This window comes from Blautia intestinihominis, assembly GCF_040096655.1.
In the GTDB taxonomy this organism is placed as follows: Bacteria; Bacillota; Clostridia; order Lachnospirales; family Lachnospiraceae; genus Blautia_A; species Blautia_A intestinihominis.
Window position 1 is genome coordinate 57,370 of the sequence record NZ_JBBMEI010000009.1, and the last position, 21,219, is coordinate 78,588.

Sequence of the window (21,219 nt, forward strand, 5' to 3'; positions counted from 1 at the left end):
ATGAATAATTGTTAAAAGTTAAAAACAGCACTTATTTGATTTCCACAAACAGGATCGTATTTTACATATTTGCCAAGAAGGTTTCTGGCTCTTTTTCCTAGTTGTTCTTTAACAGAAGAATCGGTGATAAAAGCGGAGCCGATGGTTATGGATGAAATATTTTGGGCATTTTCAATCATTACAGAACCGTTTGTTACTGTCTTGCGGTCTGAATTTTTGGAAAGATTGCTCTTTACTAGGAGAATATAATTATCAGGCAAGTTGGTGGTTATTATGATAGAATTGTCATATTTTTGAATGTCAAAGGTGACATATAATTCTTTTCCAACTTCAGGAGCTTCGGGTTGCATACTTGCTGGTAATGGTGGGATTTCTCCCATACGGATTTGGCGTCCATTATAATACCAAGTATGATTTTCATCACATGTAAAATATTCTTTGTCACGGAATAATCCGTGAAAGGTGATAAATTTTGCTTCATCTTCTGGAAGGAGAGGGATTTTTGCACCTCTATCAGTATATACCTTATTATCTACTTTCCTAAATTTCCATACGGCATCTAAGAAACTGATATTGAAATATTGAGCAGCGTCTATAAAAATCAGATCATCACCATGAAAGTATCCATATTTATTGTTGTAATCGTCCGCATATTTTTTAACAAATTTGTACACTTCTTCATCGAAATTCGTATAACTTAGTTGTTTATGTAAAACAATTCTATTGAGAAGGGCATTAACACTGGCAGGGATCTGAATTTGATATTTGGAATACACATTTCTGCGTACTCGTGTAAATAACTCATCTACATCAATGTTTGGTTCTAATATCTCATCACAGATAGCCTGGGTAAATGGACTCATTTGATTGGCAATACCGATAGAAGTATATTGAAACTGAGTTCCGTAAGCAATATATACATCTTCAGCAGCAGTTATCTCAGAATAATATCCTTTAGATAAGCCAAAATCTGAACGACAGGCATCCAGAATGAGGATAAGGCGTCCTTTTCCTTTATATATAGAGATAATATCTTGAATATTCATTGCGGATGTTTCAATATCCTTGCTTTTCTCAAACTCGGATGCAAAATCAACTGGATAAATATAATTATTACCGTTATTATGTCCGCCGTGTCCGGTAAAGTATACGATATGGATAGCATCACAAGGCGAATGGGAAGCATTATCTTCTAAAGCAGGAATGATTTGATCTTTTGAAATGTTTTCTATTTGTTTGACTTCAAATCCAATTTGGGTAAGTCGTTTATGCATTGCTTGAATGTCATATTTTACACCAGGTAGATTGTTAATTTGGATCAGAGGTGACTTTGTATAATTGCTTGCTGAAAAAAGTATAGCGTTTTTCTTCATATGAATCCTCCGTATTTAATACAAGATTGCAAGGAAGCAAGACCGCAAAAGGATAAAAGAAGGATGCAGAAATAAAAGAGTTTCTGCATCCTTGAATTATTTGACGGGCTTGTAGTTGCGTAATGCAGTTTTTGTTGATTTTATAATTTCCAGTAAAAATTCTTTTTCCTGATTGCTGCAATCAGAAGTAAGTTCTTTTATATCAGCATCGAACTTGGAAACCAACACAGGGGTATTATCGTATAAGAGCTGATCCACGGTTGTATCAAGACTCTGTGCAATCCCTAACAGAGTAGCCAGACTTAACTTGGTATGTCCGTTTTCGATACTGCTGACATAGGTAGGGGCAACGTCAATCATATTTGAAAGTGTTTCCTGAGTCATTTTTTTTGACAGACGTGCAGTGCGGATTCTCTTTCCAATAGCAAGATAATCAATTTCTACTTCCAAACCTGTCACCTCCTAGACTTTGACTATTAGTTAATGTTTGCAATGAAACTCCACACACATTTGATATTTCTTATTGTATTCCTAAAAGAGATATATTATAATTAAATATAAGTAGAACTTTAGTGTAATTATTCACATGTAGTAGAAGAACGCATAAAACACCGGGGGTATCAAATTTGGAAGATACAATTACAGGTGTTGAATTTTATTCCAACGTGAAAACCTCGGAGGTGGAATGGATATGGTATCCATATATTCCCTGTGGGAAAATTACAATGTTACAGGGTGATCCGGGAGAAGGAAAATCAACATTAATTATTCATATTGCAGCTATATTGACAAAAGGCGGATATTTACCGGACGGTCAAAAGATAAAAAAACCGGAGATTGTGATTTATCAATGCTCAGAAGATGGAAAGGGAGATACGATAAAACCAAGGCTTGAACAGGCAGGGGCAGATTGTAATAGAGTTGCATTTATAAAAGACGATAATGGAGAACTGACACTGGAAGACGAACGCATAAAGACTGCAATTAACCAGATTGGTGCAAAAATGGTTGTGCTTGATCCGATACAGGCATTTATTGGACATAATGGAAATATGACCAATGCCGTAAAAATGCGGGAAACACTGTCAAAACTATCCAAGGTTGCAGAAGAAACAAACTGTGCGATTGTTCTGGTGGGACACATGACAAAGAGTAGCGGTGGAAAGCAGATTTATAGAGGATTAGGAAGTATTGATATTGCCGCAACAGTGAGAAGTATTCTTATGGTATCAAGAGACAAAGAAGAACCATGGAAAAGATATATGTTTCCGGTGAAATCGAGCCTTGCACCAGAAGGAGAACCAATCGGATTTGAACTGGATAAAGAAAAAGGTTTTCACTGGATGGGAAAATGTCAGATAAATATAGAGGAATTGCTGGCTGTGGAGAAAAGTACCGCCAAAAAAGATGTTGCGGTTGAATACCTTCAAACGTTGTTGGCGGTGGAAGATCTGCCAAGTACATATATCTATGAAAAAATGAAAGAATATGGTATTGCCAAGCGAACGGTACAGGAAGCAAAGAAAATTGCGGAGATTAGTGCATATAAAAAAGGCAAGATATGGTACTGGCATATGGAAGTGGGGGACAGCATATGAATGAACAAGAAAAACATGCTGTAAGCCAGGAAGAACGAAAAGAGAAGATTCGTGCAAGATACAAGGGCGTAGATCGTAGTGAATTGGAGTTCATTCCAGCGAAACAGAAAGAAAAACTATTTGAGGATGTAGGCACAAAAAGAGTGTGTGCATATTGTCGTGTGTCTACGGACGACGCTAATCAGACATCTTCATATGAACTGCAGAAAAATCATTATGAAGATATGATAAAAGAACATGCAGGATGGAACCTTGTTGGAATATATGCAGATGAAGGTATTTCAGGAACATCCTTATTGCATAGAGATGAATTTAATCGTATGATTTCAGATTGCCAAGCTGGAAGAATAGATTTGATAGTTACCAAAAGCGTATCCAGATTTGCCAGAAATATTGTTGACTGTATTGCTAAGGTTCGTGAACTGGCAAATATGAAGCCACAGGTGGGTGTATTTTTTGAGACAGAGCACATTTATACGCTTGATAATACAAGTGAAATGATGCTTGCAGTGTTGTCGGCAGCAGCACAGGAAGAATCGCACACGAAAAGTGAAATTATGAATATCTCTATTGAACAACGGTTTTCAAGGGGAATTTTTCTAACACCAAAACTTTTAGGATATGATAAAGACGAGGATGGAAATCTTGTTATCAACGAAACAGAAGCAGATACGGTCAGACTGTGTTATTATCTGTTTTTAAGTGGTTTTCCGACTTCTGAAATAGCTGAGATATTAATGGATTTGGGACGGAAAACAAAACTGGGAAACACAAAGTGGACAGGAAGTGCAGTTGTAAATATTCTTCGCAATGAAAGGCATTGTGGCGATGTTTTATCCAGAAAAACATTCACACCTAATTATCTGGATCATAAGTCAAAGAAAAATAACCATGACAGAAATCAATACAGGCAAGCAGATCACCATGAAGCAATAGTAAGCAGAGAAATTTATAATGCGGCACAAAAACTGTTAGAAGCAGGAAAGTATAGTAGAAAAGGGTATCCTCTGCCTACATTGCAAGTAGTTGACCAGGGAGTATTAAAGGGATTTGTGCCGGTAAACCGGGCATGGAATGGATTTTCAACAGATGATTATAAAAAAGCATCATTAAGTGCATACGATGAAGATACGAACGAGATTCATGCAGAGCAAACGAACAAAAGTGCATTCGATTTAAGCGGATATGAGATCGTAAGAGCACAGTTTTTTTCAACAAGGTTTGATCCGGTAGTCACAATATCTTCTGGGAAGATTACGTTTAATACTGCGTGTATGAAAAAATTTGAAAATGTAGAATACGTGGAGTTGTTATTTAATTCGGTAGAAAAATGTATCGCTGTTCGTCCCTGTGAAAAAAGTAATGTAAATGCTATAAAATGGGGAACTATACGAAATGGACGATGGGCAGTTCTGCCAAAGAGCTGCAAAGGGTTCTCGGAACCGTTATTTGAGCTTATGAATTGGGACAGTGATTGTAAATATAAATTACGAGGACAATTCTGTGGCAATTCAGACGAGCAACTATTGATATTTGAATTGGAAGAACCAGAGGTATTCGTACAAGAATATGTTGAAGAACAACATATAGACTCATCGGTAGAAGCCCCATCTGAAAATATGAAGACTGTTAAGAAAGTACTTTATCCAAAAGCATGGATTCATAATTTTGGAGAAACAACAAACAGAACAGTTTTTTTTCAACGAATAGCATATAAAGGAAACTGGGAAATACTACGCCCGGCAAAGACGGTTGAAGGTATGGAAATTATAACCAGAGAAATATTGGATGATTTGATGGGAGAAGCTGAGAAACTGATAGATAGAATGAGGTGTGCTACATATGAGTGATACAACAAATTACACAGATGAACAGGAGATTGTTGATCAAAAAGCGATAGAGCTGGCAGAGGATTTCAGTTATGACGGTTATCAGGTTGTCAGACGTGAGTTGTTTGCACATTTAAGAGAGCCTGCTGTTGTGATCCGGAGAGATAGCGTAACATTTAATACAGCCTGCATTGCCGGATTGGAGGATGCGGTTTATATACAGATACTTGTAAACCAGGAAAATAAAAGAATGGTTGTCCGAAAATGCGAAGAAAATGATAAAGATGCACTTCGCTGGTGCGTGGCAAAACCAGATAAAAGAAAAAGCAGGAAAATGACAAACAAAATCTTTTCTGCCATGATGTATGAAATGATGGGGTGGAATCTGGATTGCCGTTATAAGATTTTAGGACATAAGATTTCGTTTGAAGGTGAGACAATATATGTATTTGATCTGATGGAGACAGAGATATACCTGGATACTAAGGGAAAACGTCAGAAGAAAAATGCAGAAAAGCAAGAAAGTGCAGAGAGTAGCAATAATATAGAAGGAACGTCATTATCGAATGCATCAGAGGATAATGCTTCTACTGAAGAAATAAATAAAAAGACTCGTACACCTTTTTATCCGAAAGAATGGAAAGATTCTTTTGGATTGCCAGTAGAGGAACATAGGAAAGCCTTGGAAATAAATATGCTGAAGGGATATGCTGAATTTACAACACCAAAATAGATGAAGACAGGGAAAAGTCTGCTCTGAGATTGGAGGTATCAATATGCAGGAAAACAATATGATGATACCAGGGATTTCTTTGTGCCAAAAATGGGGAAAGATAAGAATTTTTCATTCAACAATAGTGGCACTGGGAGAGCCGAGGTACATACGGTTCCTTTTTAACCCTGATAAGAAAGGCTTAGTGGTACAGGCATGTGCCAGAAAGGAAGCAGAATGTTTTCGTGTGCCTAAATACAATCCGGAGAATTGGGAATTTAAGATCAGTAGTGTGCCAATGTTACGGATGATCTGGAATACATGTAATTGGGATAAGGAAAAGACATACCGATTGACTGGAATGTGCCATATAGAGCATAATCTGGTCGAATTTGATATGAAGCAGGCAACAGAGCAGACAGCAGATGAATTTTAAAGAAATGGCGTAAAATAAGGACTTCTGAGAAATCGGAGGTTCTTTTTTTGTGCGATTTTTCGAGGGTAAGTGCATGGTTCTGTGATGAAAAAATTTCTTTGAAAAAAAGTTGTTTCTACCTTTACATCAGGAGGCAATATGAGCGTGATAGGACCTCGTCCAGGTCTGTGGAATCAGGATAAAGATTCATTTTAAAAATTGCTTAACACTCGATAAGATTAAGGGAGTAAACGAAGCATATATTAAGTAAAATATCAAGTGGTTAAAGAAGTGTACATTAAAGTACCGATGTCTTATAAGGTATTTGGACAGGAGAAAATGCATATGAAGAAAAAATATATAACATTGATAACTGGAATTCTTGCAATTATTGTAGCTGTAATAGGATTAGCAAAAGAAGTATATCAAACGTAAATCCTCAAACATGAGTACTGGACAGCAAAAATCCCCGCATTTTCAGCGGGGATTGAGCGGATCTTGTAAAAATAATAAATGTATTAAAAATCAAGATTTTTTGTATTTACTTGGACATTCTTTCTGAACCTTGGGTGACCATGGAAGAAGATCATCAAGAAAACGAAGGTCTTTGTCATCCATGTGCTGTGGAATTTCAGTGAGCAGCAGGTTGAAATATTCGAAAGTATTTATCATGTTTGCTTTTGCAGTTTCTACCAGACTATACAGGATCGCACTTGCTTTTGCCCCGTTAGAAGATTCAATCAGTACGAAGTTTTTCCGGCCAATAGTAAAAGGCCGGATCGCCTGTTCGGTATAGTTGTTGTCCATCGGGACATTCCCGTCAGATAAAAACACACGAAGATATTCTTCCTGATTTATGCTGTAAGCAAGAGCTTTGCCGATAGTGCTGTTATGAGTTACCTGAGAGTATTTCTGTTTTGCCCATGCGAAATAAGCATCCACTTTTTCTAAAAGAACAAGCTGACGCTGCTTTTTGCGGTCTGTAACTGAGAGATCATCGAAGGTATTGTCGATGTGCATGATCTCTGTAATCATACGGTATGCTTCCTGGGCAATCGATCCTCTGGCAGTGTCCTGACCGACAGACTTTATGAATTCTGCAAAAGGTCTTCTGGCGTGGACCCAGCAGCCTGCGACTTTAAGATCCCGGCGTTCTTTTGCAAGCTTATGGTAGACCTGGTATCCATCCGTGATCACAGTTCCGGAGAATGTCTTCAGGAATTCCCGGGGATGTTCCGAATGGCGGGAAGGCTGCCAGTCAAAGAGAACGATAGGATGTGTGCCGCGCAGAGGCCGGTTCCGGTAGACCCACATGTAAGTTTTTTTGCCGTTTTTGATCTTTGCATGGTCGATCTGCATGACTTTTACTGGTGATTCATCTGCATGTATCACTTTGCTGTCGTAGATCATTTCGTGGAGACGGTCATAGATCAGGGACAGATATACATCAGTACTTTTGATCACCCAGTTTGCCATAGTATTTGAGGAAAGCTGGATGCCGTTTGTCTTGAAAGTCTTTGACTGCCGTTCAAGAGGTAATGCATTGGTATATTTGCCATTGATGATGGAAGCGACCAGTGCAGGAGTAGCGATACTATTGCGGAAAAGGTCTTTCGGTCTCGGAGCTTTCAGGATTGTTCCGTCATTATTTCTGGAAGCATAGACATGGACATGGTGTTCATCCACGATAAAGGTTTCCGGGATGATGTGGAGACGTTTATAGATCTCTTCCGGAAGCTCTTTGTAGCCGTCAGGAAATCTGGCAGCCAGTTCTTCATCGGAAAGTGTATGTTCGATGATACGTGCCGGGAGTCCGGACAGATCAGACTCGCGTTTGCCAACCGTTTTTTTACGATGATAAGAAGGGATGATAACTTCTGTGATCTCAGGTTCTTTAAGGGAATCCTGTTTCAGGTATTCGGCTTCGTTGAAGGAGTCGAACAGGGAAAGCTGGCCATTGATTTCAGAAACGGAGGCTTCTGACCTGCGTCCGAAAAATCTCTGGTTCATGATACGGATCTGCTCTGTGAGCAGTTCAATCTGACGGTTATTATCCGAAAGCTGTGCATTGGCATGATCCAGCTGGGACTGAAGTGCAAGAAGCTGGTCCTGTAAAGAAGAGACGATAACAACAAGTGCTTCTTTACCAAGGTTATTTAATTGTTCGTCTGATAACTGGATCATGTTGTGTCACCTCCTGTGTTAATAAGAACATTATACCAGAAGCGGTGAAAAAAGGACACTTTATAAAAGAGGCAGAAAAGTAAAAATGACTATGGCTGAAAGGCAGGAGAAAGGGAGTATGAGGATCCCGGAAATGGGACACAGTTAAAAAGAAAAAGTGCCGTACAGAGCTTTAGACACTTTTTAATGATGATTAAAAAGCGTCTGGAAGCTGTGCACAGCACATGGAAAACATGTCCGGGAACTGAAAAAAAGTTCTCTGTTTTGCACAAAATATCAGAATTAGACGGAAGTGTCAGGTGTGATATCGTGGATGATAGGATCAATGGCAAAGCCCTGCATCAGCCAGTGAAACTGTTCAGCGGATAAAGACCTGAGTTCTGTGGAAGAACGGGGCCATGTGAAGTGGCCGGATTCCACCCGCTTATAAAGGAGCAGGAAACCATCGCCTTCCCACAGGAGCCCTTTGATCCTTGTGGAAGATCTTCCACAGAAAAGGAACAGGGTATTCGGTACGAACAGATGCATATGAAATCTACGTTCGATGATGGCTGCGAGTGAATCAATCCCAAAGCGGAGGTCTGTATAACCACAGACGATATAGACACCGGCAAAGTAATGGGGATCCGCATCTTTAAGCATGGCACACCGCCTTGATGAGTTTGCTGAGAAACTCTTCGGAAACAGATGAGTCTATCTCGATAGAAATACCATTTATCTGTATTTTGACAGTAGGGTCATTCGAGCGAATCGAGCGATTCGCCCGAATAGAACGAATTTCAGGTTTTGTTATTTCTAACGAATGGTCAGAGTCTGAAACGGCAGGGACAGAGAGCGGGACGATATCCGGAAGAGCCTGACTGACAACTTCTTCTTTGAGAAGATGTTTCCAGTAGTTATAGGTGTGAAAAGAAAAATTATTTTGCTCACACCACTGGCGTACAGTAAGGCCGCTGGCTTTCTGATCAGCAAATCTGACGGTCCATTCCTGAAGATGAACCTGATGAAGTTTTTGTCTTGCATAAAATGGCAGTGCTGTTTATAAAAGAATTTGATTTATTAATAAATAAATTCGAAGATTATTTTAAGATCATAGGATTAAAATTATATTATCTGTTACCAAGAATTGATAAGGACAGCATGAAAAATACACTGGATAATTATAATTTTGAAGCATATATTCCAACATTGATACCGTTATTGACAGGGGATAATATTTATTCTTCTAAATCTGTATTTGCGCGAGAATTAATTCAAAATTCTATCGATGCAATATCTGTACGGGAAGCAAAAGACAAGAGTGAGTTTTCGAAAGAAATATCGATAGAACTGAAAGTTGATAAAAATAGAAAAAAATATTTTAAAATTACAGACAGTGGTACCGGAATGGATCGGTACAAGATCGAAAGATATTTTACAAGTATTGGGCGTAGCTTTTATTCTGGTGAAGAATATGAAGATTTAGGTATCAGTTATAAACCAATCAGTAATTTCGGCATCGGCTTTTTGTCCTCTTTTATGGTCTGCCGGGAAATTGATGTAAAGACTAAATATTATATAGAGAATTCTGAAGGTCTCAAATTACATATTCCGAATTACGATGGCTGTTTTTTTATAGAATTGGATAAAAATACTAATATCGGTACAGAGATAAAACTCTATATGAATTCAGATATTAATGACAAAGGCATAGTTGATTATATACAAAATGTTATGCAGGATATAAAATATGCTATTAATATTCGGTATTTAAATGAAAAAGAGGAAGAAAAGCAAAAACATATTCCGGCTCATGCAGTTAGAAGGAAACATGAATCAGAAGAGTTTAAGTTTTTTGTTCCTTTTTCAGAGAATGGCGATGTGGGCATGGCCAATTATGAGAATGAAATACGTAATAATGCATATATTGATAAATATGAATATGGTATATTGATTTGCAGAAAAAAGAATTTAAACACTGTTAATGAGGATATGATACTCAATTCAGGGATTATTGTAGAAAGAGCGTCTCTGAGTGAAATTTTTGGAGAAAATATGAGAATATCCAAATATATATTTAATTCTTATGAAAGAGAAAGGGCATATAATGATATTATTGTGAATTTTCCATCTAACTGGCTTCAACTGGATGTGGCGCGAGATAATATTACAGATTTTTCAGATATAATAAATGATAATGGTGGAGCTGATCTGTTAGGTGAAAAAATCGCAGAGAGCCTTTATAAGCAGATCGTGCAGTACATTCAATATACAAAGGAGAGAAAAACGAATATTCCGGCTATTTTTCTGCAGGATGTAATACAATGTGCACTTGATTTTTGTGGAAATCAAAGCTTGAATAAAGTATTATGTACAAATTTAGATGCGTTAAGATATGTAGTGGCGGTAGAATTTACAGAAGATGGATTAGTCTATAAAATAATTAGAAGAAAAGCTCGTGGAAAAAGGATTAAGATTAGATATGTTGAAGAAAATGCGAAAAAGGAACGTAATAAATGGATAGGACATCTGCGTAGGCATGAAATAAAAATAAACTATCCCTTAGAAGAAAATGCGAATCATCATAACATACAGGCATCCAAGAAGACGCTGATGCGGTTAATTGAAGAAACTGCACATAGAAATGTTATGTATACGTATACTATTGATGGAAGAACGAGATATGAAATAGAACGATTAATAAAAGAAATAGTTGGGGAACTTCAAATGGAAGATGACAGAAAATTTATATTCAAAGTTCTTTCAGTGATGCTTTTAAATATGACGGATAAAGTAATCGGTAATTCATATAAGAAAGAGCCGGGAGTAGTTTTTGCACTGAAAAGTGCGCTTTTGCAATATTTTTGTATTGGTCAGGAAGAAAAGCAGGAAATGAGGATAATGTATGATGAATTGAGAGAAGTGCGCGAATTGTTCAATGAATAAGATGGTTGATCTTTCTGATATGGCAATAGCTGTGTTTGGGACAAGATTTGTACACCAACAGAAAATTTTTGAGGGTCTGGCGAAAAAGCCAGACCCTTTAATGTACAGACAACAGAATAGAAAAATTCAAAACTTCCTTGACAACATACTGAATACAATATATTTTGATTATAAAGAATTATATAGACAGATATAAGCCGGATTGAAATCAGAATACAATGCAGAAAGATTTATCCACTAAAAAACTTGGGAGGACAGGGTATATGGGGAAAAACTATAAAGTGAAGATTATTAGAAATGAGTTCAGGAATGGAAAAATTATAGAGATAGGCAAAGATGATTTGAAGTTTTCGGATCAGGAACTTATTGAGCATATTGTGACATGTGGCTTACCTATGTCCAAGGTAAATGTTAACTTTCTGGAAAAACATAGATTAGAGATGGCATACAAGTGTTATCTGGTGAAAATGGCATTACAGGTTGATCAAAATGGATATATTATGGTTTCAGATAATATAAAGCATCTGGATCCAAGCGAAAAGAGTTTTGTGTCTTATTATATTGGAATGTTTATAACAAAAATTATAAGTAAAAAGAAATTTGGTTTTGAATATCTTGTGCATTTAAATACGGTGAAGAAAAATGCTGCTGTTATAAGCGGGAAGAGGGAGCCAGATTTAGTAGGATATAATTTAAACGACAAAAATTATGCATTATTTGAAGTCAAAGGAAGACAGACTAATTATATAAGCAAAAGTGTTATTAACAGTGCAAATAAGCAATTGCAATCTGTAATTTCTATTGATGGGGAGCAACCGGGAGAAAAAATAATTTGCATTACGTATCCTGTCAAAGAAAATAATGAATTAAAATGTGTAATAACACTGCAAAATAAATGGAAATTATCAGGAAAAGCTAGTACTGAGAAGTTAAAAAAAGATCAATTATTATATTCATATTATTTACCAGTATATAAACTGATAAAAGAACAAAAGAGTAATAATGTGGAAAACGAATGTGAATTTGAGCTGGAGGGTAATATCGAATCAAAGGATAAAGAAACAGAAGCGAATGGTAGATGTAAAATAAAAATGGCAAAAAAATTATATGATATTTTTGACAAACAAGCTGATTCAGAATCTATAGAACTCATTCAACGTTTGGAAAATGAATTAAAAGATGACAAGGATATTTTGACTGTTCAATATATTGGTTCAGAACAATTTTTGGATACATATAAAAAAACTGTATAATAAACTCATAAAACCTAATGGAGAGGAATACCTGCGATGAAAAGAAAAAAGAACATAAAAAAACGAATACTCTGTATAATATCAACAATGCTGCTCGCATTTTCTGTAAATGCACCGATCACAGTATCTGCATTTCAGCTACCGGATGCTATTAAGGATTATGTGGACGACTATGTGGATCTGGGAACGGATGGAGATTTGAAAGATATCATACAGAATGTGGATATTTCCGAGGAATTTTCTATCATTGAGCAGATCATCATGGATATCATGGAATCTGACTGGTACAAAGATACCGATATCCAATCGAGAAAAGAGAAAATAGCAGAACTTCTGGCTGCTACGGGATATATTGATAAGGAAACAGTTGAGATGGGACTTGACGCCATCCTCAACTTTGAATTCCATGGTCAGAAGATCGGTGTCTGGCTGGAAGATTATGCCGAAAATCCTTATGGACAGGGCGGGGAAGATGATTATGAGCAGCGGGATGATATTACAGATGGTCTGAGTGGAGACAGAGAAGCGGTGATCCTGTATGGACTTGGTTTTCCGGAATTTGATGATGCACTGAATTACAGTACTATCAAGTGGAATAATAACGGTCTGAGGACCAACAAGAATGACGCATGCACTGTAGACAACTTTAAGACAGATCTGAATGGGAAGGATCTCATTGTCATCGAAGAACATGGATGTACCTATGGCGATGAACCGCTGATCGTTACAGAGGATGAGTATGATCCGGAAAGTGGTGAATATCAGGAAGACCTGGATGCAGAAAGACTGTCGATCCTTATCACCGATGAGGGAGCACAGTATTGCCTGACACCTTCGTTTTTTGAATATTATTATAGTGGTGGAAAACTGGCGAATTCTTTTGTCTGGATCGGTTCCTGTTATGGAGCAAGTAATTCCAGACTGGTAGATGCTTTTGTAAATACAGGAGCAAATGCAGTGGTTGGGCATTCAGATTCTGTATATACAGCCTATGACTACAATATGCTCAATACTGTAGTAGACAAGATGATCAGTGGAGAAAGCTTGTGAACTTCCAGTAATTTTTCCACCTAAAGAAAAAAGAACGAAATAAAGTCATAAAAAATCCCGGTTTTCTGCGGTTTTCCATTGCAGTTAGCCGGGAAATATAGTACAATTATTTTAGGCGGATAACCGCCTAAAAGGAGGGCGATATGTATCTGGATTTTTTTGTGAAAGTACCAACCGTAAAAGGCAAAATCACACGGAGAAAAAAGTTAAACGTTGTATATATAGAGTATGAGTATGACCGGGTTTATGATCCATCCCGGAAGTATACTTTTCCCAAAAGAGTAACGATCGGAAAATTGTCAGATACGGATCAGGAACTCATGAAACCGAATCAAAATTTCCTGAAATATTTTCCTGATGCAGAGCTTCCGGAAAGCAAAAACAGGACTTCCAGAAGCAGCTGTCTCAGGGTAGGAACATATTTTGTACTGCGTAAGATCATAGAAGAATGCAGCTTGAACGATATCCTTGGAAAGTATTTTGGATCACGTGATATGGGGTTGTTTTTAGATCTGGCTGTTTATTCGATCATAGCAGAAAACAATGCAGCGCAGTACTATCCGGATTATACATACAACCATCCACTTTTTACGGAAAAGATGAAACAATACAGCGATTCAACCGTATCAGATTTCCTGAATTCAGTAACAGATGATCAGAGTACAGGATTTCTGAATACATGGAATGAGTCACGGAATTACCGTGAAAAGATTTATATTTCCTATGATTCAACGAATAAAAACTGTCAGGCTGGAGATATAAAAATGGTCGAATTTGGGCATCCGAAAGTAGATATGGGAGAGCCGGTATTTAGTTATGCAGTTGCGTATGATACTCATAATCAGGAACCATTGTTTTATGAAAAATATCCAGGAAGTCTGAATGATATCTCCCAGCTGCAGTTCATGCTGGATAAAGCATCCGGATATGGTTATAAGAAGATTGGATTCATTCTGGACAGGGGATATTTCAGCTGTGAGAACATACAATATATGGATAAATGTGGGTATAGTTTTGTTATCATGGTGAAAGGGATGTCTGCCCTTGTGAATGAACTGATCCTGGAAAATAAAGGAACATTCGAAAATAAGCGGGTGAACAATATCTATGAATATGGAGTTTACGGAAAGACAATGCGGCACAAACTGTATGCAAGTGATAAAAAAGAGCACTATTTTCATTTGTATCATAGCATTTCCAAAGAAAGCGCAGAACGGATAGAGATTGAAAATCGGATCAACCAGATGACGCAGTATCTGAAAAAGTACCAGAATAAAGTAAAGGAATTCGGTCCTGGATTTGAGAAGTATTTTAACCTTCATTATGATGAAAAGAGCCAGGCTTTTATACTACCGGAAGAACGGTGCAGTGTGGTAGAAAGAGAACTGGATCTGGCAGGATATTTTTGTATCGTTACATCAGAAAAGATGAGTGCGAGGGAAGCAATCGAACTGTATAAGAGCAGGGATGTATCGGAGAAACTATTCCGCGGAGACAAATCATATCTGGAAAATAAGAGCATCCGGGTGTATTCAGAAGAATCAGCAAGAGCGAAGATATTTGTTGAATTTGTAGCCATGATAGTGCGCTGCAAGATGTATATAAAACTAAAAGAAGAAATGAAAAAACTGGATAAGAAACTGAACTATATGACTGTACCGGCGGCAATAAAAGAGCTGGAAAAAATAGAAATGGTACGTCAGTTAGACAATATATACCGTCTGGATCATGCAGTAACAGCGAACCAGAAAGTAATATTGAAAGCCTTTGGACTGGATGCGAACAGTATAAAATACTTTGCATCAGAGCTGAGTAAGGAACTGAAAAAAGCAGAATAAGGAAGGAAAATAAAGATGGCAAGAACAAGGAAAACAAGTAAGGAAGCATTGGAAGAAAAGATTGAAAAAGCAGAGGCTGATGTGATCGCAGCGAAGAAAAAGTATGACCAGGCAACAGCAAATCTAAAAGAACTGTTAGACAAGCGGGACGCCATAAGAAAAGAAGAGATCCTGTCAGCGGTTGTAAAAAGTGGGCGGTCATATGAGGAGATTATGAACTTTTTAAATGCAGGACCAGATGGAGAAAAGACGGAAAAATAGAATTATTTTGAGTCACAGATATAGCGACACTCGATTTAGGCGGAAAAAAACTGGAAGTTCACATTAATTTTACTGGAAGTTCACAATGATACAGAATCAGATTAATGAAATTTCTGCTAATGAGTTGACGAAATAATAACGAAATTAAACTTGCTGTATTTCGCATACAAAGGTATAATAGAACCAGAACTAAACTGGGAGGTGCGTAATGAATTATCTATCCTGTGCAGATGCTGCAAAAGCAATGGGAATTACAGTTCGAAGAATTCAGCAAATGTGTAAAAGCGGAGAAATTCCTGGTGTATTTAAAGAAGGACGTAGCTGGCTGATTCCTGAGAATTCAGTTTTACTGGAGGAAGGTGAAAAGAAAAAGCCCCTGCCAATCGGTGTCTCTGATTTTAAAGTTGCAACGACTAATTACTACTATGTAGATAAGACCTTGCTGATTCGTGACTTTCTGGATACGAAGCCGCTGGTATCTTTATTTACTCGTCCGCGTCGGTTTGGTAAGACATTGAATATGGATATGTTTCGTGCTTTTTTTGAAAAAACACAGGAGAATACTTCTATTTATTTTAGGGATAAGAAGATATGGCAGTGTGGAAATAATTATACTCGGCATCAGGGGCAGTACCCGGTTATCTTTTTGACATTTAAGGATGTGAAATGTCGGACATGGGAAGATACCTTTCAAAAAATCGGAAGGCTGATTTCACTTGAATTTATCCGGCATAGGGAACTGGAAACAAGTTTGGTATTAAGTTCTTATGAAAAAGAGCAATATCATCGACTTGCGAGTGAGAATGCAAATGAAGTGGATTATCAGATGGGGCTTCAGCTTCTGTCAATGCTGCTGCATAAGCATTATAGTAAAGAATGCATTATTATTATTGATGAGTATGATACGCCGATTCAGCAGGGACACAGCTGCAATTTTTATTCGGAAATTGTGAATTTCATGCGTAACTTTTTTTCGGGTGGTCTGAAGGATAATCCGCATTTGGCCTTTGGATTCCTTACAGGAATTCTGCGCGTGGCTAAGGAAAGTATCTTCAGCGGTATGAATAACCTTAAGATAAATTCAATTCTGGATGAAAGTTATAGCGAGTATTTTGGTTTTACAAAAGAAGAAGTAAAAGACATGCTGTGCTATTATGGGAAGAAAGATAAATTTCAGGAAATTTGCGAATGGTATGACGGGTATCGATTTGGCAATACCGAAATTTTTAATCCATGGTCAGTGATTAACTATATTTCGGACAATTGTTTCCCAAAGGCGTTCTGGCAATCTACCGGGAATAATGAAATTATTGGAGAAATCATTGCAACAGCTACGCCAGAGATCACAGAAGGACTTTATAAACTGCTCTGTGGTGAGAAGATAACAACATATGTAGACACCAGTGTAATCTATCCGGAGGTACAGAATAACCCGTATAGTATTTATAGTTTTTTGCTTGTCGCCGGATATTTAAAAGTTTCGGCTGTCTATCCGCAAAATGATGGAAACTTTATGTGTGACGTTGCAATACCTAATAAAGAAATTGCTTTTGTTTATGAGAAAGAAATTTTGAATCGGACAAATCAGAACGGTGTTTCTGTTTCCATCAGTCAGGCTGTTTTTTCAGGAAATGCACAAAAACTGCAGGATTTGCTGGAAGATTTTATGCTACGAAGTATTTCTTCAATGGATGGAGCAAATGAGGGCTTTTATCATGGTATGATGTTGGGATTGTGTGCTGTTCTTGGAAATCGCTACCGGATACGTTCTAACCGTGAAGCTGGACTTGGTCGTTTTGATATTCAACTGTCTCCATTGGTATCTGGAATTCCAGGCTTTCTTTTTGAATTTAAGCACACCAAAGATGAGCGTGTAAATCTGGCAGTTTTGGCAGACAGTGCGCTTCAACAAATTAATGAGAAAAAGTATGATACGGGACTGCGTAATGCAGGTGTTAATTCTATCATTAAAATCGGCATTGCGTTTCGAGGAAAGAATGCGGCAGTTAAACGAGGGTAGATGACATTACCTCTGAACAGCAACTATACATGCTTTACCAGAAAAATAAGTTGCTGATTAAGTATTACTTATAATATAATGAATTAAACTATAGCAAAGTACACTGGGAGGTGATAATATGCCGTTACTGAAAGAAGAAACCTATACCATAGATGATATATATGCTCTGCCAGAAGGTGAAAGAGCAGAACTGATTGATGGTCATATGTATATGATGGCTCCACCGAGCAGAAAACATCAGCGTATTTCAACAAGGCTTGTCAGTATTATTGACCGTTATATCGAAGAACATAAAGGAAAATACCAGGTCTATGCGGCTCCATTTGCGGTTTATCTGGATGAAAGAAGTAATACTTATGTAGAACCAGATATTTCTGTGATTTGTGATTCTAATAAACTTGATGATAGCGGATGCAAAGGTGCGCCTGACTGGGTTATTGAAATTGTGTCACCTGCAAGTAAGCAGATGGATTATTATACAAAGCTATTTAAGTATAGAACAGCAGGTATTCGTGAATACTGGATTGTTGATCCATCTAAGAATCTGGTTGTAGTATACAACTTTGAATTAGGCGAGACAGAGCAGTATACCCTACAGGACTCTATTAAAGTAGGAATATATGATGAGCTTGTGATTGATTTTGGAAGTATAGAACTGTAGAAGGTGCGATTAACTTTCTGACCAAAATCCAAAAAGAATGGATGGAACGCCGGATCAAAAAGCAGATTTCAGCAAAAAGATGCGGCTTCATTCTTATCAGGGAGGATACTCTGCCAATGTATTTACTGGCGTTTAAAAGATGCCAGTAAAAAAATAACACAGTGCTTTAATGAAGTAAAGCGCAAAAGCGTAGTATATTATTTGAAAGAAGGCGAGATATAAAGAAAAAAGAATTTTTAATAATACTGCTAGAAAAATAGCAACATATGTCGAAAGAACGAAAGGGTAGTTTGTTATAACAAATCACAAAATGCTTAGAAAATATGGTAAAATTTATTAGGAAAGTACCAAATTCAAGGTAGACAATATAGAGTGTATCTGTTTGCTGTTATATAAGGATGAATAATTCGATATAACGAATAAAAATGCAAGAAAAATAAATTTTTTTAAATTCCCGCGTGATTTTTCGCGATTTCCCTCGTATTTATTATAGAGGCTTTTTTATGCTTCTTAATGATACAGGAGAGGAAGGGAAATCAATTGAGCGAAAAGAAGATTCCACAAAAACACACAGAAAAAAGACCGGGAAGATACAATCCGGAGGAAAAGAGCAAGGAACTGATCCAGAATGTTGATAAGATCTGTAAGATGAGAGGAATTTCAAGGTATACTCTGGCGAAGGGGGCAGATATATCAACTTCAACAATTCATTCACTTCTGGCGGGCAAGACAAAGCCATATATGTATACGGTGTACAAACTGTGCAATGCACTGGATATTCCTATTTCAGATTTACTGATAGAACCATGTGATGAAACCATAGAAAATATAAGCAAAGAAGAACAGGAATTGCTGATGCTCTACAGAAAATGTACACCATCCAAGCGGCATTTGCTGAAAGTTTACCTGCAGATGTTAACTCAGTTTCAGGAGAAGTTCTGACAGGAAAATCTTCAACAGCACATGCATAAAATGCAATCAAAACGGTTAATAATGTAAAAATGATTGAATTATCGCCTGTTGTATGTTATCATAGAGCAAAAATTGAATTTATCAATGCAAAAGTGAAATGAAAAAGAGGAGATATATTTATGTGTGGAATTGTAGGGTTTACAGGTAATCATCAGGCGGCGCCGATTCTGTTAGATGGTCTTTCTAAACTGGAATATCGTGGTTATGATTCAGCAGGAATTGCTGTGCGTGATGGTGAAGGTGAGACCACAGTTATTAAGGCAAAGGGACGTCTGAGGGGACTTGCTGAGAAGACAAATGGCGGTGAGTCTGTTCCGGGTACCTGCGGTATTGGTCATACACGTTGGGCAACTCATGGAGAACCTTCTGAGAACAATGCACATCCGCATGTCAGCGATGATGGAAATATCGTTGCCGTACATAACGGAATCATTGAGAATTACCAGGAACTGAAGGATAAACTGACACGTAAAGGATATACATTCTATTCAGAGACAGATACAGAAGTAGCCGTGAAACTGATTGACTACTACTATAAGAAATATGAGGGAACTCCGGTAGATGCAATCAATCATTCTATGGTCCGTATCCGTGGATCTTATGCACTTGCTATCATGTTCCGTGATTATCCGGAAGAAATTTATGTCGCAAGAAAGGACAGCCCGATGATCCTTGGTGTGGAGGATGGAGAAGCTTATATTGCTTCTGATGTTCCGGCTATCCTGAAATATACCAGAAATGTTTATTATATCGGCAATATGGAGATGGCCCGTGTACGTAAGGGTGAGATTACTTTCTACAACCTTGATGGGGAAGAAATCGAGAAGAAGATGAAAGTGATCGACTGGGATGCAGAAGCAGCAGAAAAAGCTGGATTCGAGCATTTCATGATGAAGGAGATCCATGAGCAGCCAAAAGTTGTACAGGATACACTGAACTCTGTTCTGAAGGATGGCAGGATCGATCTGGCAGAAGTCGGTCTGGCAGAGGATGAGATCAAAGATATTTCCCAGATTTATATCGTTGCCTGTGGCTCTGCGTATCATGTAGGAATGGCTGCACAGTATGTGATCGAAGATATGGCAAGAATTCCGGTTCGTGTGGAACTTGCGTCTGAATTCCGTTATCGTAATCCGATTCTGGATCCTCATGCACTGGCGATCGTGATCAGCCAGTCCGGAGAGACCGCAGACAGCCTTGCAGCACTGAGACTGTGTAAGGATCATGGAATCAGAACGCTTGCGATCGTAAATGTTGTGGGATCTTCTATTGCCCGTGAAGCAGATAATGTATTCTATACACTTGCGGGACCGGAAATTTCTGTTGCGACAACCAAAGCTTACAGTACACAGATGATGGCATCTTATGTACTGGCAATCCAGTTCGCGCTGGTAAGAGAGCAGATCACAGAGGAGCAGTACACAGGATACATCAAAGAACTTCAGACTCTTCCGGAGAAAATCCAGAGAATCATTGATGACAAGGAGCGCATTCAGTGGTTTGCGTCCAAGCAGGCAAACGCACATGATACTTTCTTCGTAGGTCGTGGAATCGACTATGCAATCAGCATGGAAGGCAGCCTCAAGATGAAAGAAGTAAGCTACATCCATTCAGAGGCATATGCTGCAGGTGAGCTGAAACACGGAACGATTTCTCTGATCGAGGATGGAACACTGGTGATCGGAGTCCTCACTCAGCCGGATCTTTATGAAAAAACAGTCAGCAATATGGTAGAATGCAAGAGCCGTGGAGCATATCTGATGGGAATGACTACTTTTGGAAACTATAACATCGAAGATACTGCAGATTTCACTGTTTATATTCCAAAGACAGATCCATACTTTGCAACTTCTCTTGCTGTGATCCCGTTACAGCTTCTGGGATACTATGTAAGTGTTGCAAAGGGTCTTGATGTAGATAAGCCGAGAAACCTTGCCAAGAGTGTTACAGTAGAATAATAGTAAAAAGAAAAACAGAGGGTACAATAGTCACAAATGGCTGTTATACCCTCGATTTTTTATATTCATGACCCGGAATGCTTCTCCATCCACCGTCTGATATAATCCATCTGTTCCTGATCGGAAATTTTCTGGGATGCGGGATCGTTCCCGGCGGCGAGGCAGCAGAA

Annotated in this window: 18 protein-coding genes; 13 read left to right on the plus strand and 5 right to left on the minus strand. The window is 38.0% G+C overall.

The window, feature by feature from the left end; genetic code table 11:
* Nucleotides 1-11: 11 nt before the first annotated feature.
* Together WMO75_RS04605 and WMO75_RS04610 are read right to left on the minus strand one after the other, a co-directional pair.
* Entirely contained in the window at nt 12-1,373 is a 1,362-nt protein-coding gene (locus WMO75_RS04605; protein WP_118626855.1) for a caspase family protein, read from the minus strand.
* A gap of 96 nt (nt 1,374-1,469) precedes the next feature.
* Complete coding sequence (locus tag WMO75_RS04610; RefSeq protein WP_117636447.1) at nt 1,470-1,823, minus strand: helix-turn-helix domain-containing protein; 354 nt, start codon at nt 1,821-1,823, stop codon at nt 1,470-1,472.
* 176 nt (nt 1,824-1,999) lie between these two features.
* On the opposite strand from WMO75_RS04610, the gene WMO75_RS04615 reads away from it, so the two are divergent.
* From WMO75_RS04615 to WMO75_RS04630, 4 genes are read left to right on the plus strand one after another with little or no spacing between them, the layout of a single operon-like run.
* Entirely contained in the window at nt 2,000-2,971 is a 972-nt protein-coding gene (locus tag WMO75_RS04615; protein WP_117636448.1) for an AAA family ATPase, read from the plus strand.
* Nucleotides 2,968-4,821 (plus strand): recombinase family protein, encoded by a 1,854-nt coding sequence (locus WMO75_RS04620; RefSeq protein ID WP_158576603.1) that lies wholly within the window; start codon nt 2,968-2,970, stop codon nt 4,819-4,821. The genes WMO75_RS04615 and WMO75_RS04620 overlap by 4 nt, the downstream gene beginning before the upstream one ends.
* Nucleotides 4,814-5,533: an integrase gene (locus WMO75_RS04625; RefSeq protein WP_349077688.1), complete on the plus strand. Its 720-nt coding sequence runs from the start codon at nt 4,814-4,816 to the stop codon at nt 5,531-5,533. The genes WMO75_RS04620 and WMO75_RS04625 overlap by 8 nt, the downstream gene beginning before the upstream one ends.
* Nucleotides 5,534-5,576: 43 nt before the next feature.
* Nucleotides 5,577-5,948 (plus strand): hypothetical protein, encoded by a 372-nt coding sequence (locus WMO75_RS04630; protein WP_117636451.1) that lies wholly within the window; start codon nt 5,577-5,579, stop codon nt 5,946-5,948.
* Between the two features lie 504 nt (nt 5,949-6,452).
* Here the strand turns inward: WMO75_RS04630 and tnpC are convergent.
* From tnpC to tnpA, 3 genes are all read right to left on the minus strand, one after another.
* Nucleotides 6,453-8,111, minus strand: coding sequence for an IS66 family transposase (gene tnpC, locus WMO75_RS04635; RefSeq protein ID WP_349077689.1), 1,659 nt, complete (start codon nt 8,109-8,111; stop codon nt 6,453-6,455).
* Nucleotides 8,112-8,393: 282 nt separating this feature from the next.
* Complete coding sequence (gene tnpB / locus WMO75_RS04640) at nt 8,394-8,753, minus strand: IS66 family insertion sequence element accessory protein TnpB (RefSeq protein ID WP_349077691.1); 360 nt, start codon at nt 8,751-8,753, stop codon at nt 8,394-8,396.
* Nucleotides 8,746-9,144, minus strand: coding sequence for an IS66 family insertion sequence element accessory protein TnpA (tnpA, locus tag WMO75_RS20090; protein ID WP_435377825.1), 399 nt, complete (start codon nt 9,142-9,144; stop codon nt 8,746-8,748). The genes tnpB and tnpA overlap by 8 nt, the downstream gene beginning before the upstream one ends.
* Between tnpA and WMO75_RS04645 the strand changes: the two genes are divergently transcribed.
* The 9 genes from WMO75_RS04645 (at nt 9,138) to glmS (ending at nt 21,049) form a co-directional block, all read left to right on the plus strand.
* Nucleotides 9,138-11,036 carry an ATP-binding protein gene (locus tag WMO75_RS04645; RefSeq protein ID WP_349077702.1) on the plus strand — a complete coding sequence of 633 codons (1,899 nt, stop codon included), beginning with the start codon at nt 9,138-9,140 and terminating at the stop codon, nt 11,034-11,036. The two genes, tnpA and WMO75_RS04645, sit on opposite strands and share 7 nt — an antisense overlap.
* Nucleotides 11,037-11,299: 263 nt before the next feature.
* Nucleotides 11,300-12,289 carry a hypothetical protein gene (locus WMO75_RS04650; protein ID WP_349077693.1) on the plus strand — a complete coding sequence of 330 codons (990 nt, stop codon included), beginning with the start codon at nt 11,300-11,302 and terminating at the stop codon, nt 12,287-12,289.
* A gap of 36 nt (nt 12,290-12,325) precedes the next feature.
* Entirely contained in the window at nt 12,326-13,339 is a 1,014-nt protein-coding gene (locus WMO75_RS04655; protein ID WP_349077695.1) for a hypothetical protein, read from the plus strand.
* A 143-nt stretch (nt 13,340-13,482) separates the two neighbouring features.
* Complete coding sequence (locus tag WMO75_RS04660) at nt 13,483-15,177, plus strand: IS1634 family transposase (protein ID WP_349077697.1); 1,695 nt, start codon at nt 13,483-13,485, stop codon at nt 15,175-15,177.
* A 15-nt stretch (nt 15,178-15,192) separates the two neighbouring features.
* On the plus strand, nt 15,193-15,438 hold the full coding sequence (locus WMO75_RS04665) for a hypothetical protein (RefSeq protein WP_349077698.1): 246 nt from the start codon (nt 15,193-15,195) through the stop codon (nt 15,436-15,438).
* Nucleotides 15,439-15,646: 208 nt separating this feature from the next.
* Nucleotides 15,647-17,458 (plus strand): AAA family ATPase, encoded by a 1,812-nt coding sequence (locus WMO75_RS04670; protein ID WP_349077699.1) that lies wholly within the window; start codon nt 15,647-15,649, stop codon nt 17,456-17,458.
* A 118-nt stretch (nt 17,459-17,576) separates the two neighbouring features.
* Nucleotides 17,577-18,119, plus strand: a complete 543-nt coding sequence (locus WMO75_RS04675) for a Uma2 family endonuclease (protein ID WP_118699518.1) — start codon at nt 17,577-17,579, stop codon at nt 18,117-18,119.
* A gap of 540 nt (nt 18,120-18,659) precedes the next feature.
* On the plus strand, nt 18,660-19,061 hold the full coding sequence (locus tag WMO75_RS04680) for a helix-turn-helix domain-containing protein (protein ID WP_022215030.1): 402 nt from the start codon (nt 18,660-18,662) through the stop codon (nt 19,059-19,061).
* Between the two features lie 149 nt (nt 19,062-19,210).
* Entirely contained in the window at nt 19,211-21,049 is a 1,839-nt protein-coding gene (gene glmS, locus WMO75_RS04685; protein WP_022215031.1) for a glutamine--fructose-6-phosphate transaminase (isomerizing), read from the plus strand.
* The last annotated feature ends 170 nt before the right edge of the window (nt 21,050-21,219 follow it).

Bases quoted from the DNA above. Each gene is read 5' to 3' on its own strand.
- tnpC (WP_349077689.1), bottom strand. From the start codon at position 8,111: ATGATCCAGTTATCAGACGAACAATTAAATAACCTTGGTAAAGAAGCA.
- WMO75_RS04645 (WP_349077702.1), top strand. From the start codon at position 9,138: ATGGCAGTGCTGTTTATAAAAGAATTTGATTTATTAATAAATAAATTC.
- WMO75_RS04665 (WP_349077698.1), top strand. From the start codon at position 15,193: ATGGCAAGAACAAGGAAAACAAGTAAGGAAGCATTGGAAGAAAAGATT.
- WMO75_RS04675 (WP_118699518.1), top strand. From the start codon at position 17,577: ATGCCGTTACTGAAAGAAGAAACCTATACCATAGATGATATATATGCT.
- WMO75_RS04655 (WP_349077695.1), top strand. From the start codon at position 12,326: ATGAAAAGAAAAAAGAACATAAAAAAACGAATACTCTGTATAATATCA.
- glmS (WP_022215031.1), top strand. From the start codon at position 19,211: ATGTGTGGAATTGTAGGGTTTACAGGTAATCATCAGGCGGCGCCGATT.
- WMO75_RS04660 (WP_349077697.1), top strand. From the start codon at position 13,483: ATGTATCTGGATTTTTTTGTGAAAGTACCAACCGTAAAAGGCAAAATC.
- WMO75_RS04630 (WP_117636451.1), top strand. From the start codon at position 5,577: ATGCAGGAAAACAATATGATGATACCAGGGATTTCTTTGTGCCAAAAA.
- WMO75_RS04605 (WP_118626855.1), bottom strand. From the start codon at position 1,373: ATGAAGAAAAACGCTATACTTTTTTCAGCAAGCAATTATACAAAGTCA.
- tnpB (WP_349077691.1), bottom strand. From the start codon at position 8,753: ATGCTTAAAGATGCGGATCCCCATTACTTTGCCGGTGTCTATATCGTC.
- WMO75_RS04650 (WP_349077693.1), top strand. From the start codon at position 11,300: ATGGGGAAAAACTATAAAGTGAAGATTATTAGAAATGAGTTCAGGAAT.
- WMO75_RS04670 (WP_349077699.1), top strand. From the start codon at position 15,647: ATGAATTATCTATCCTGTGCAGATGCTGCAAAAGCAATGGGAATTACA.
- WMO75_RS04620 (WP_158576603.1), top strand. From the start codon at position 2,968: ATGAATGAACAAGAAAAACATGCTGTAAGCCAGGAAGAACGAAAAGAG.
- WMO75_RS04625 (WP_349077688.1), top strand. From the start codon at position 4,814: ATGAGTGATACAACAAATTACACAGATGAACAGGAGATTGTTGATCAA.